The sequence below is a fragment of the Bacillus paranthracis genome (assembly GCF_001883995.1).
GTDB classification, from domain to species: Bacteria; Bacillota; Bacilli; order Bacillales; family Bacillaceae_G; genus Bacillus_A; species Bacillus_A paranthracis.
In genome coordinates this window covers 1-13,971 of the sequence record NZ_MACE01000019.1, presented here as the reverse complement: position 1 = coordinate 13,971, position 13,971 = coordinate 1, and the positions used below count along the sequence as shown (strand labels likewise).

Annotated in this window: 6 protein-coding genes; 2 read left to right on the top strand and 4 right to left on the bottom strand. The window is 34.9% G+C overall.

Going from position 1 to position 13,971, the window contains the following annotated elements:
* Positions 1 to 38: 38 nt before the first annotated feature.
* From BAQ46_RS10410 to BAQ46_RS10395, 4 genes are read right to left on the bottom strand one after another with little or no spacing between them, the layout of a single operon-like run.
* Entirely contained in the window at positions 39 to 641 is a 603-nt protein-coding gene (locus BAQ46_RS10410) for a response regulator transcription factor (RefSeq protein ID WP_000619249.1), read from the bottom strand.
* Complete coding sequence (locus tag BAQ46_RS10405; protein ID WP_071741896.1) at positions 638 to 1,768, bottom strand: sensor histidine kinase; 1,131 nt, start codon at positions 1,766 to 1,768, stop codon at positions 638 to 640. Before BAQ46_RS10405 ends, BAQ46_RS10410 begins: the two co-directional genes overlap by 4 nt.
* On the bottom strand, positions 1,769 to 2,503 hold the full coding sequence (locus BAQ46_RS10400; protein ID WP_061131882.1) for an ABC transporter permease: 735 nt from the start codon (positions 2,501 to 2,503) through the stop codon (positions 1,769 to 1,771).
* Positions 2,500 to 3,402: an ABC transporter ATP-binding protein gene (locus BAQ46_RS10395; RefSeq protein ID WP_071741895.1), complete on the bottom strand. Its 903-nt coding sequence runs from the start codon at positions 3,400 to 3,402 to the stop codon at positions 2,500 to 2,502. The genes BAQ46_RS10400 and BAQ46_RS10395 overlap by 4 nt, the downstream gene beginning before the upstream one ends.
* A gap of 157 nt (positions 3,403 to 3,559) precedes the next feature.
* On the opposite strand from BAQ46_RS10395, the gene map reads away from it, so the two are divergent.
* Positions 3,560 to 4,354, top strand: a complete 795-nt coding sequence (gene map, locus BAQ46_RS10390; protein ID WP_097889515.1) for a type I methionyl aminopeptidase — start codon at positions 3,560 to 3,562, stop codon at positions 4,352 to 4,354.
* 827 nt (positions 4,355 to 5,181) lie between these two features.
* A partial coding sequence (locus BAQ46_RS10385) for a SpaA isopeptide-forming pilin-related protein (RefSeq protein ID WP_071741894.1) occupies positions 5,182 to 13,971 on the top strand: 8,790 nt, incomplete at its 3' end.

Here is a 13,971-nt window from a genome sequence, read left to right as displayed (position 1 = left end):
GAAAAAAAGAAGTTTACCATTCATAGGTAAACTTCTTTTCATATCCATCCCTTTTCTTCCGCAATTGTAATTGCCTCAATTCTATTTTTCGCATCAAGCTTCGTTAATACTTCAGAAATATAATTACGTACTGTACCTGGCGAAAGATAAAGTGCCTTGGCGATTTCATTTGCCGTCTTTCCCTCTTTCGCAAGTAGCAATACTTCTTTTTCACGATCTGATAACGGATTTTGCTCCTGCCATAAGCCGAACATTAAATCTTGAGAAATCTCTCGTTTACCTTTCATTACGTTGCGAATTGATGCAGCTAAATCCTCGCTTGGGCTATCTTTTAATAAGTATCCGTGCACACCAGCTTTCATTGCTCGTTCAAAATATCCAGGGCGCGCAAATGTTGTTAAAATCATCACTTTACATGCCGATTTTTCTTTCTTCAACGTTTCTGCAACATCTAATCCGCTTTGAATTGGCATTTCAATATCCATAATACTTATGTCGGGTTTTAATGATTCAATTAGTTTTAGTGCCTCTTCTCCGTTCGCTGCTTGCCCAATTACTTCAATATCATCTTCTAGATCGAGTAGGGCTCCTAACGCACCACGAAGCATTCGCTGATCTTCTGCAATAATAATTCGAATCATGCCTTCACCTCATCTTTTCCTGTTCGAATAACAACTGGAACTTTTACTGTTAATAGTGTTCCTGGATTAATCGTACCCAGTTCAACAAATCCATCAATAAGAGCGATTCGCTCCTTCATACCACGAATACCATTCCCATCGTGATTTTGATCCGCTAAACCAATTCCGTTATCTTCTACTGTCAAAATCAACTCACCTTGTAATTCTCGTACAAAAACTATGCACCGCGTCGCCTTACTATGCTTTACAACATTCGTAACAGCTTCACGTAAACACATTCCTAAAATATTTTGTTCAATGGGTGATAGCGAACTTGCACTCGTTTCTTGTTTGATCTCTAATTCAATATTAGCAGCTTGTAAGATCGCTTTTATTTGCTCAAGCTCTTCTTCTACTGTAATCATACGCATATCAGAAATTAATTCCCTTAGCTGCTTTAAAGCAGTGCGAGATGTTTGTGTAATTTCCTTCGCTTCCGTACTTGCACGCTCCGGATTTTTTACAATTAACTTCTCCACGAGCTGACTTTTTAACGTAATAAGAGATAGTGTATGCCCGAGCGTATCATGAAGATCTCTTGCAATACGCTGCCTCTCTTCACGTTTTACTAAGTCCTTAATTTGCTCATTCGCTTCATTTAATTGATTTCTTAACATCTTTTTCTGATTAAAGTTGCGCATTCCAAATGGTGTAAGAAGCATTAAAATAAACATCGGAACAATATTTACTAAACTTGTCGGTGTTAGTTGATTCATATTTATAAATACAAATACTCCAAGCATTACAACTAACAAACATAGTAATATCCGAAATATTTTCTTACTTGGTGCAAACCCCATTGCACTTGCTGTGAAAAAGCCAAAGAATATCATGAAGGGATTATAAAATAAAGCAAATAAAAGCGTAAGTATCATTTGAGTACAAGCCCATAAAATAAACGTCTTCTGAACAAAATAAAGTTGACGGTATGTGATCATGAAAACTATCAACATACCGCTTCCTATTACAAGCTTCCATCCCGATACTTGTGTTAAATTATAAATTGGAAATAACAAGTAAACGAGCCACATATACGGAAAGAATCCCATATGTTTCGGAAAAATTTCAATCCTCTTCTTCTCTGTCATTTATACCGCTTCCTGTCTTTTTCTTATATATATTGATACTACAACAAATATAAGGAAATAACCTCCTAATACCGCGATATTTTCCCAACCAATTGATTTTCCAGCTACAATATCCCATGCACCACTTCCGAAGTGATATGTTGGTGTCCATTCACCGATAGATCTTAATATTTTCGGGAATACTTCGATTGGCATCCATAGACCGCCAATTACAGCTAAACTCATATTTAAAATATTCGCTAAACCCGCTGCTGCATCCGCCTTCTTAATAGAACCTATTACTGTTCCAAGTGCTAAAAATGGTGTTACACCTAACAACAACCATAATCCAGCACCAATCCATTGCCCTACCGTTAACTCCACATGATTAATTAATATTCCTGCAATAAAGATAACTAATATTGAAAAAGCATTTACTACTGTTTGAGCGATGATCTTTGCTGTTATATACGCTCCCTCTGGAAGTGGTGTAATTTTCAACAAATGTGTCCACCCTTGCCCTTTTTCCTGAGAAATCCTTACACCGAAACTAAAAAGTGCTGTCCCTACAATACTAAACGTCGCCATTGAGATTAAATAATGCGCTTTCCACGCATCTCCGTTTTGTGGCACTTGAATAACATTAGTGAAAATGTAGTAAAACATAACTGGCATTAATAATGAGAAAAAGATAAATAATTTATTGCGGAACGTACGTAAAATTTCTATTTTGCATTGCATCCATAAAGCTTTCATGCGATTTCCCCCTTCTGATTTGCGACAAACTGTTCAAATGCTTCATCAAGACTTCCACGTTCAACTGAAATATTTGTTACAGGTAAGTTCTTTTCATAAATTGCTTTTAAGGTTGCATCCGTATCTTCAGTTATTAAAGTGAAGTGACCTTCGTTTGATTGTACTTCTGTTACGCTTGGTAACCCTTTTAATAATTTTACAGGAATACTTTCCTTCGAATAAAATGTAATTGTTTTTCGTGAAATCGTCGCTTTCATCTCATCTGGTGTACCGTCTGCGATAATCTTTCCATTTGCAAACAATAAAATACGATTCGCCAATGCATCCGCTTCTTCTAAATAGTGCGTCGTTAAAATAATTGTTTTCCCTTCACTTGCTAACTTTCGAATCGTTTCCCAAAACGTTCTTCGAGACGTAATATCCATTCCAACTGTCGGTTCATCTAAAAATAGCAAATCTGGATTTCCTGCAAGTGCGAGTGCAAAATTTAACCTTCTCTTTTGACCACCTGATAATTTCTCACATCTTTGCTTTCGTTCCGATTTTAAATTCGATAACTGTAGCAACGTTTCTTTCGCTATCGGATTCGTATAATAGCTGCGGAATAACTCAATTGCCTCTTCCACCGTAATGCTATCAATAACACTTACTTCTTGTAACATCGCGCCGAGTCTATTACGAACATCTCTATGCTTTGGACTCTTTCCAAATGTAGAAACCATTCCTTCCGTCGGATCCTTTAATCCAAGCATCATCGACATCGTCGTCGTTTTCCCTGCACCATTCGGTCCAAGCAGTGCTACGATTTCTCCTTTACTCACATGAAATGAAACGTTATTTACTGCTTTTTTATGTTTAAATGTTTTAGAAACACTATTTACTTCAATAATCTTTTCCATCTCTCCACCCCCGCTGTTTCTTATATTTACATTGTATTCCTTGGAAAACTTAGGAAACAGTATGATGCGTCATGACATCGATATGACAATTGTCATGTATTCTTTATGAGAGGAATCAGCCTGCATACCGCAAGCGAGTAGCAGGACGAAAATAAACATGATACAATCGGATAAGATATATATTCGAGGAAGGACAGTGGTTTTCATGATTATTCGTAATGAACAAGATTTAGAAGGCTTACGAAAAATCGGCCGCATCGTTGCGCTTGCACGTGAAGAAATGAAAAAAGAAGCGAAGCCAGGTATGACAACGAAAGAGCTTGATTTGATTGGCAAAAAAGTATTAGATGAGCATGGTGCTATTTCTGCGCCTGAAAAAGAATATGATTTCCCTGGCGTAACTTGCATCAGTGTAAATGAAGAAGTTGCTCACGGTATTCCAGGTGATCGTGTATTAAAAGAAGGCGACCTTGTAAATGTCGACGTATCTGCAGCACTTGATGGTTATTATGCAGATACAGGTATTTCATTTGTACTTGGAGAAGATGAAGCAAAAGAAAAGCTTTGCCAAGCAGCTGTTGATGCCTTTTGGGCAGCAATGAAAAAGGTGAAAGCTGGTTCAAAACAAAACCAAATTGGTCGTGCCGTTTCAAACTTTGCACATAAGAATGGATACAATGTTATTCAAAACTTAACTGGCCACGGTATTGGTCTTAGCTTACATGAAGCACCAAACCACATTTTAAGCTATTTTGATCCAATGGATAATGCGCTTCTAAAAGACGGTCTTGTTATCGCTGTAGAGCCATTCATTTCTATGAAAGCTGATCACATTATCGAACGTGGCGATGATGGTTGGACATTCGTTACACCTGATAAAAGCCTTGTTGCACAATGTGAACATACAGTTGTCGTAACACGCGGCGAACCGATTATTTTAACAGAAATATAAAATTAAAAATGACCGTTTTTTAGAATTTTTCTACTAAAACGGTCATTTTTAATTTTTGGAAAATATTTGTTAAACCGCTGTTGAACTCTTTATCATTTAAGTATATAATCTTTAGCGAAGGTTATTCATAATCATCTTTAAGAGAAGATAACACTATTATCAAAAGGGATACCTTCTTTTTTCTTATGTAAAACAGCTTCAAAAATGACCGCAGTAATGATTTAGCCGAATATTATAAATAACTTATATTCCACTAAATCCGAAAAGGAACTGTACCATCTTAACTTCGGTCCACAAATTGTACAACTCTCTCTAGGCAGAAAGTTAATTTTCATAAATGTAATAAGTGACATTCTTAAGATACAATTATCTCAATTTCAGATTACATAAATGAATATTTTCAAAGTGCATATTGTCTTCACCCTAACCAAAATCAACCCTATTCAGATTTTTTCCACATAATTTTAAAGCAAAAAACAAACTTTTAACTTGGGATACATTACTTTGGTTAGCATGTATCGTAAAACCTACCTTTATGACTATCCAGTTCATAACACATTCACAAGAAAATGCTCTTGTATATAAAGGTCTGATATCGTTCCTTTTATCAGCATAATTTCGACATTTTTTGTCGAAATATGTATATTCCAGATTTTTACGTTACTTTATATATGCCTTTAATTAAACATCTATTCTGTCAGAGAACGTACATAGAAACGGAGGGATAGTAGCAACAAAGACTTTATAACAATTAACTTTTTTTATATTCCATTTGTTCATGTGGAATATATTCCTCAGTGAACAAATGAATGTTCAAAGGAGGCAAAATGAAAAAACTTTTCAATATATGTTCAATTGTATTTGTACTATTTTCACAGTTTATTAGTTTCCCGTACAATCAGGCAAAAGCTGAGACTTTAAAGGAAACTTCATTATTTGACACTGTTGAGATGAAAGATGCAACGGATCATATTATTGACGAAGCAAAAAATCCTAACAACTTAATAAAGATAGGATCAACCATTCAAGTAGAATATGCTTGGTCAATAAAAGATCAACAAGTTGTACATGCAAACGATACAGCAGTAATTCAAATACCACTTGCATTAAAAGTATCTAAAGATTTACAAGGAGATTTAGTAACAGATCAAAAAAATATTGGTCAATATTTTATAACAGCTAAAGATAATAAATTAAAACTAATATTTAATGATCAAGTAGAAAATTCGAAAGATGCTAAAGGAAAAATTAAAATTGATACTGTGTTTAACCCAACTTTAAAAGCTGAAGAGAAATCAGTTCAAATCGATTTTCCTTTAGGAACACTGGTTCAGCCTATAACAGTTCCTATTCAAGTAGAAGATTCTAAAGAAGATGGCACCAAACAGGATACTAATAAACAAGTGCCAGATCAAGTAGCTAAACCTGCTACTGATAATCCGGAGCAAGATTCAGCAACTAAACCTGCTACTGACAATCCGGAACAAAATCCAGCAACTAAACCTGCTGCTGACAATCCGGAACAAAACCCAGCAACTAAACCTGCTACTGACAATCCGGAACAAAATCCAGCAACTAAACCTGCTACTGACAATCCGGAACAAAATCCAGCAACTAAACCTGCTGCTGATAACCAAGAACAAAATCTAGCAAGCGATCCTGCTGAGAGTACAAATTCAGGTCCAAAGCAAATAACAACAAACATTTTAACGGGTGTAAAGTTGACGGATAAAGACGGAAAACCATTTACAGAGGATAACCGTCCAAGTACAGATTCCCCTGCCAATATTGAGTTTACATGGGAACTTTTAAAATCGATGAATGTTAAAAATGGAGATTACTATATTTTTGATCTTCCTAAACACTTTAAGATTTACAATACAATTAACAGTCCTTTATACGATAGTGAAAATAATCCAATTGGTAACTTTACTGTTACAAAAGATGGAAAAGTCACGATGACATTTAATGATTATGTTGAAGAACATCCAGATGTTGTTGGTAACCTACAATTAAAGACAGAATTTAATAAAGCTGAAATTAAAGGTACAACAACACAAGAAATTCCTTTCCCAATTAAAGATAACGATGTTTCTATTACAGTTGACTTTAAGCCTAATGTAAAAACAGCCACGAATAAAAAGGGGTTACCTGATAGACCAATTAATACAAATGAGATTAATTGGACAGTAGAGATGAATAAAACGAAAGACACCCTTAAAAACGCCGTTTTTAAAGATAACATCCCACAAGGTACAAGCTTAAATAAAGATTCTATTAAAGTTTATTATTTAGAAGTTGATGTTAACGGGAACGCAACACGTGGTAAAGAAGCCGATCCAGAAGATTACAAAATTATTTCATCAGATGGTTCAAAATTGGAGATTGCTTTTAAGGAGAATATCAGTAAAGCATACCAAATCGAATATGCCACAAAAATTACTGATGAAAATGTAAAAGACTTCCGAAATAACGTTACGATAACGAGTGATAATCAAAAACAACAAAACGCAAGCTCCACTGTAACGGTTTCTCGTGGTACACATTTAAACAAAACAAGTAAATATGATCCAAAGACGCAAACGATTGAATGGACAATTACTTACAACGGTGATCAAAAAAATATCAAAAAAACTGATGCACTTTTAAAAGATATTTTTGACGATACACATGAACTAGATGCAAATTCTATCGTTGTGAAAAACGCTTCCTACGATGATAATGGAAGGCTTGTAACAGGAGATACTGTTAATAATTACACTGTAACTAACAAGAAGAATGGATTCGACTTACAGTTTAATGAGGATATTAATAGTGCTTATGTAATTTCCTATAAAACAAAGCCAACTAGTAATGTCATAAAAGATGGAAAAATAAAAAATACAGTTACAGCTGATAATGGTTCAAGTAAAGAAAATGAAGTTGGCTTCAAGCAGCAAAATATTATTAAATCTAATAATAAAGCTGAAACAAACTATAAAGACAAAACAACAACCTGGACAATTACGGTAAATAATAACAACTATCCATTAAACAACGCGATCATTACGGATACCTTTGACCATGGTGGATTACAATTAAAAGATAAAAAACTAGAAATTAAAGACGGAGATTATACCCTTCAAGCTGGGACTGATTATGTTTTAGATGTAACAGATAAAGGTTTCAAAATTACCCTTATAGGTACATATCAGTCTAATATGACAAAGACATTAGTCGTAAAATATACGACAGACTTTGACTATACAAAATTAGAAAGTGGTAAAACTTCATTTAAAAATACAGGTAACCTATCTTGGATAGACGCAGGGTCCAATCCACAATCAAATAAAGTTGAAGCGGACTTTGATCCTGATACTTTCACAAAGGCGAATGGATATAAATACGGTTCTTATAACGCCCAAACGAAAGAAATCACTTGGATAATAGGTTTTAATTATAATAATGTTGAGATTAAAGACCCATATGTTATAGACGTAATACAAGATAAACAAAAGTTAGTACCAGGATCCATTGAAGTGCGCGATATGATTTTAAATGGAAGTCCTGACAATGCACAACCTGGTAATGCTGTACCAACTGAGAAATATGAACTTGAAGAACCTACAGAGAAAAATAAAAACACCCTAAAGGTTCATTTCAAACAATCAATTAATTCACCTTACTATATTATCTTTAAAACAAGCCTCGATGGTGAACTTATCCAAGGCATCTACAAAAACGAGGCAGAGTTAAAAGATGGCTCTAAAATTGTAAACACGCTTAAAGGTGATGCTCAAGTAAATAAAGGTGGCAGCTTCGTTACTAAAAAAGCTGTGCAAGATGACAACTATATTAATTGGAGTATTGCAATTAATGAAAGCCAATCGACCATTGCAGACGCAGTTGTAACAGACGATCCAACAGACAATCAAGTACTTGTGGAAGATTCATTCCACTTATATCCTACAACTGTCGATTACTATGGAAATGTAACAAAAGATACAGCAAATGAATTAAAACAAGGAACAGACTATAAACTCAAAATAACAACAGACAATAATACCGGAAAGCAACATTTTGAAATTGCTTTCTTGAAGAAAATTGATCGAGCTTATATTTTAGAATATCGTTCATTTATTAATGCAGACGATAAAGAAAAAGTAAGTAATAAAGCAAAAATCACAGGCAATAAGTTAACAGTAACAAATACAGAAACTACCGAAACGATTGAAGTACGAATGTCTTCCGGTTCCGGCGGAGGATCTGCTACTAAAGGTCGTGGAAACCTTGAAATTATAAAGGTAGATAACGACAATAAGAACACTCCATTAGCTGGAGCAGAATTCACTTTATACGATCGTACAGGTAAAACTGTTATCCGTAAAATTACAACAGACAAAGATGGTATCGCTAAATTTAATAACTTAAAACGCGATAAATATTTATTAAAAGAAACAAAGGCTCCTGAAGGCTATGTAATTAGCTGGGAGTTAAAACAAGGGAAAATTGTTGAACTTGGTACACAAGAGACTACAACATATAAACTTGTAAATAAGAAGTTTGTCGGGAAAGTAGTTTTAACAAAGTCTGATGACCTGAACAAAAACGTAACACTGCAAGGTGCCGTTTTCACACTACTTGATAAAGACAAAAAAATAATTTCAGAACACGAAAAATTAACAACAAATGATCAAGGACAAATTACTGTAGATAATTTAAAGCCAGGAACTTACTACTTACAAGAAACAAAAGCTCCTGAACATTATAAATTAGATGATCGACTAATTGAGGTTAAAATCGCGGAAGATCAAACAACAGTAATAAACCGAACTGCAACAAATAGTTTAATTCCAGGATCGGCCATTTTAACAAAAGTCGATAAAGATGGAAAAACTTTAGCTGGTGCAGAGTTCAGTGTACGCGATCGACATAACAATGTAATTCGTGGATATGAAAAATTAACGACAAATGATCAAGGACAAATCGAAGCAAAAGATTTACGCCCTGGAGACTATCAATTTGTCGAAGAAAAAGCACCGAAAGATTACGACATAGATAAAAAACCGATTGAGTTTACGATTGTAAAAAGTCAAAAGAAAGCAGTTACTGTTACTGCGACGAATCACCTCATTAAAGGTGGCGTCACTTTAACAAAAACTGATGATATCGATGGTACAGCTCTTGCAGGTGCGGTATTTAAAATTGTCGATGCTAATGATGAAAAGAAAGTCATTCGCGAAAATGTAAAAACTGGTGCAGACGGTAAAGTAACTGTTACAGACTTAGAGCCTGGTACGTATAAATTTGTTGAAACAGAAGCTCCTAAGGATTATACGTTAAATACAAACCCTATCGAGTTTACAATTGACAAAAGCCAACAGTCTTTTGCTACCGTTACGGCAACAAACAGTTTAAAAACAGGAGAAGTTGAATTATTAAAAGTTGATGAATTCGGTGATAAAAAGCCTCTAAAAGGTGCCGTATTTAAAATTGTTGATGTAAATAATAATGATGTTCGTACTGACCTAACTACAGATGCTGATGGAAAAACAAAAGCTGATAAGCTACGTCCTGGTACGTATAAATTTATTGAAACAGCTGCTCCTGAACATTATGTTTTGCAAGCAGAACCTATTGAATTTACAATCAATAGAAGTCAGAAAGAAACTCTACTTGTGAAAGCTGAAAATGCTTTAAAACCAGGAGATGTTGAATTAACGAAAGTTGATGATATCGATGGTACAGCTCTTGAAGGTGCGGTATTTAAAATTGTCGATGCTAATGATGAAAAGAAAGTCATTCGCGAAAATATAAAAACTGGTGCGGATGGTAAAGCCATCGCTACTGGCTTACGCCCTGGCGACTATAAATTTATCGAAGTAACAGCACCGAAGTATTACGATAAAAATACAAATCCAATCAAGTTCACAATTACAGAAAGTCAAACAACGTCGGCTACTGTTACTGCTAAAAACAGCTTAACAAAAGGCGGTATTGAATTAACAAAAGTGAATGCTGCAGATGAAAAGGAAACACTTGAAGGTGCGGTATTTAAAATCGTTAATAGAGATACAAATGAAGATGTTCGTACGGAACTTGTTACGAATAGTAAAGGAATGCTAGTTGTTGACGACTTACGTCCTGGTAACTATAAACTTATCGAAACAAAGGCTCCAACTTATTACGATGTAAATGTAGAACCTATTGAATTTACAATCGAAAAAGGACAACAAAAACTTCTTCCACTTACATTTAAAAATAGTTTAACGAAAGGAAAAGTTAAACTTATTAAAGAAGATGATGTGGAGAGTAGTATCGCTCTTGCCGGCGCAGTGTTCACATTACAAGACGCAACAGGCAAAGAAATTGCGAAAGATTTAAAAACAGATGATTACGGAGTAATAGTTATTCCTGATTTAGCACCAGGAGATTATCAATTTATTGAAATCTCAGCTCCTGAACATTATAAATTAGATCAAACGCCTATTAAGTTCACGATTAAAAAAGGTAGCAAGGATGACCTTCCAGTCCCTGTCACTGTAACAAATAGTTTACTTACAGGTGGCGTTACTTTAACAAAAGTTGATGACATTGATGGCGTTACTCTTGAAGGCGCAGAATTTATAATTGTTGATGCTCATGATACAACAAAGGTAGTTCGTAAAGGATTAACTACCGATGAACATGGTAAAGTTTCTGCTTCTGACTTACGTCCAGGTGACTATCAATTTATTGAAGTAAAAGCTCCAAAAGACTATGACTTAAGGAAAGATCCTATTCCGTTCACTATCGGAAAAAGTCAAAAAGAAAATATTAACGTTACCGCTACTAACAGCTTAAAGAAAGGTGCAGTCACATTAACGAAAATTGATGACATCGATCGTACAATGTTGAAAGGTGCAATCTTTAAAGTTGTTGATATGAATGGTAACGAAGTTCGCACAAACCTTGTTACAGACGACAATGGTGACATCTCGGTTTCTGATTTACGTCCAGGAAACTATCAATTTATTGAAACAACGGCACCTGAGCATTATGTATTAGACGAAACACCGATTCCATTTACAATTGAAAGAAGTCAAACGAAAGAGATCAATGTTACAGGGAAAAATACTTTAAAAAAAGGTAGCGTTGAATTAATAAAAATTGACGATATTGATACTGATACGAAGCTCGCTAATGCTGTATTTAATTTATTAGATGCAGACGGAGAAGTAGTTGAAGAAGGCTTAAAAACAAATGATGAGGGAAAAATCATTGTTGAAAACCTACGTCCTGGTACGTATCAATTCGTTGAGACAATCGCTCCTGAACATTACGATTTAAATAAAAAACCGATCGAATTTACAATTAAGAAAAGCCAAACTGAAACTCTTCATATTACGGCTAAAAACGCTCTAACAAAAGGTGCAGTGGAACTTTCTAAAGTAGATGACATCGATGGCACTAAACTTGAAGGTGCAGTATTTAACATTGTTGATATGAAGGGTACTGTAATCCATAAAGATCTTGTTACAAATAATAAAGGAAAAATCGAAATCGATGACCTACGTCCAGGTAATTATCAATTCATCGAAACGAAAGCTCCTAAGCATTACGTTTTAGATGAAACACCGATCCCTTTCACTATTGAAAAAGGACAAAAGAAAGCTATTTCTTTAACTGCTAAAAATAGCTTACAACAAGGTAGTATTGAACTACTTAAAGTAGATGATCTAAACGATCAAATGAAACTTTCTGATGCGGTATTTAATTTACTAGACCAAAACGGGAAAGTGCTTAAAACAGATTTAAAAACAAATAATGAAGGAAAAATCGTTGTTGAAAATTTACGTCCTGGTACGTATAAATTTGTCGAAACAACAGCTCCGAAACATTATGATTTAGACAAAAAACCAATTGTAGTTACAGTTGAAAAAAGCCAAAAAGGTATTGCTACTGTTACTATGAAAAATAGTTTAACAAAAGGCGGCGTTGAACTTTCTAAAGTGGATGACGTCGACGGGGCTACTCTTGAAGGCGCAGTATTTAACATTGTTGATATGAAGGGTACTGTAATTCGCGAGAATCTTACTACAAATTCACAAGGTAAAATTAGAGTTCCTGACCTACGTCCAGGTGATTATCAATTCATCGAGACAAAGGCTCCGAAACATTACGATTTAAATAAAGAACCGATTCCTTTCACTATTGAAAAAGGACAAACCGAACCGATTTCTGTTACTGCTAAAAATAGTTTAACAAAAGGTGCGGTAGAACTTTCTAAAATGGATGATATCGACGGTACTGCTCTTGAAGGTGCAGTATTTAAAATTGTTGATATGAACGGCAATGACGTTCGCACTGGCATTACGACAGATGCGAAAGGTAAAGTTTCTATTCCCGATTTACATCCTGGAGACTATCAATTTATTGAAACAACGGCTCCTAAGCACTATAAACTAGATGCTACACCAATTAAATTTACAATTGAGAAAAGCCAAGCAGAGAAGTTACAAGTCACTGCTAAGAACAGCTTAATTGAAGGTGCGGTAGAGTTAATTAAAGTGGATGATATAAATCCAGATACAAAACTTTCTGATGCAGTATTTAACATCATTGATGCGAAAGGGAAAATTGTTCGCACAAATTTAACTACTGATAAAGACGGGAAAGTTTCTGCTTCTAATTTAAGACCAGGAGATTATCAATTCGTAGAAACGAAAGCTCCGAAAGATTATGATTTAAATAATACACCGATTCCTTTCACTATCGAAAAAAGCCAAACAACTCACGTTTCTGTTACTGCTAAAAACGGCTTGACTAAGGGTGGCGTTGAATTAACGAAAGTTGACTCTTTAGATGCGAAAGAAACGCTAGAAGGTGCGGTATTTAAAATTACTGATATGAACGGTAATGATATTCGTACGAATTTAGTTACCAATAAAGACGGAAAAATCATCGCTAAAGACTTACAACCTGGAGACTATCAATTTATTGAAACGAAAGCTCCAAAACATTATGACTTAAATGAAGATCCTATTAAGTTCACAATTGAAAGAAGTCAAACAAAGCATGTCTTCGTTACAGCTACTAACAGCTTAACGAAAGGTAGTGTGGAGTTAATTAAAGTCGATGATGTTGAAAAAAACACAACACTCGAGGGTGCGGTATTTAAAATTGTTAATAAGGATGGACACGACGTCCGTACTGATTTAACTACTGATAAAAACGGCCGTTTAGTTGTGGATGAATTACCGCCAGGAGACTATGAGTTTATCGAAACAAAAGCTCCTAACCATTATGACTTAAACGAAACACCTATTAAGTTCACAGTTAAAAAAGGACAAGAAAAAATAGCTTCCATTACTGCTAAGAATAGCTTAACAAAAGGCGCTGTGGAATTAACGAAAGTCGATGACATCGACGGCTCTACTCTTGAAGGAGCTATCTTTAAAATTGTTGATATGAACGGCAATGACGTTCGTTCTGATTTAACTACTGATAAAGATGGCAAGATTTCTGTTTCTGATTTACGTCCGGGAGACTATCAATTCATTGAAACAAAGGCTCCTACTCATTACGACTTAAATCAAACTCCTATCAACTTTACTGTTGAAAAGAGTCAAACCGCTACAGCTTCTGTTATCGCTAAA

What these genes read in the sequence shown, in the direction of transcription:
- BAQ46_RS10400 (WP_061131882.1), bottom strand. Translation starts at nt 2,503, where the DNA reads ATGAAAGCTTTATGGATGCAATGCAAAATAGAAATTTTACGTACGTTC.
- BAQ46_RS10410 (WP_000619249.1), bottom strand. Translation starts at nt 641, where the DNA reads ATGATTCGAATTATTATTGCAGAAGATCAGCGAATGCTTCGTGGTGCG.
- BAQ46_RS10405 (WP_071741896.1), bottom strand. Translation starts at nt 1,768, where the DNA reads ATGACAGAGAAGAAGAGGATTGAAATTTTTCCGAAACATATGGGATTC.
- map (WP_097889515.1), top strand. Translation starts at nt 3,560, where the DNA reads ATGATACAATCGGATAAGATATATATTCGAGGAAGGACAGTGGTTTTC.
- BAQ46_RS10395 (WP_071741895.1), bottom strand. Translation starts at nt 3,402, where the DNA reads ATGGAAAAGATTATTGAAGTAAATAGTGTTTCTAAAACATTTAAACAT.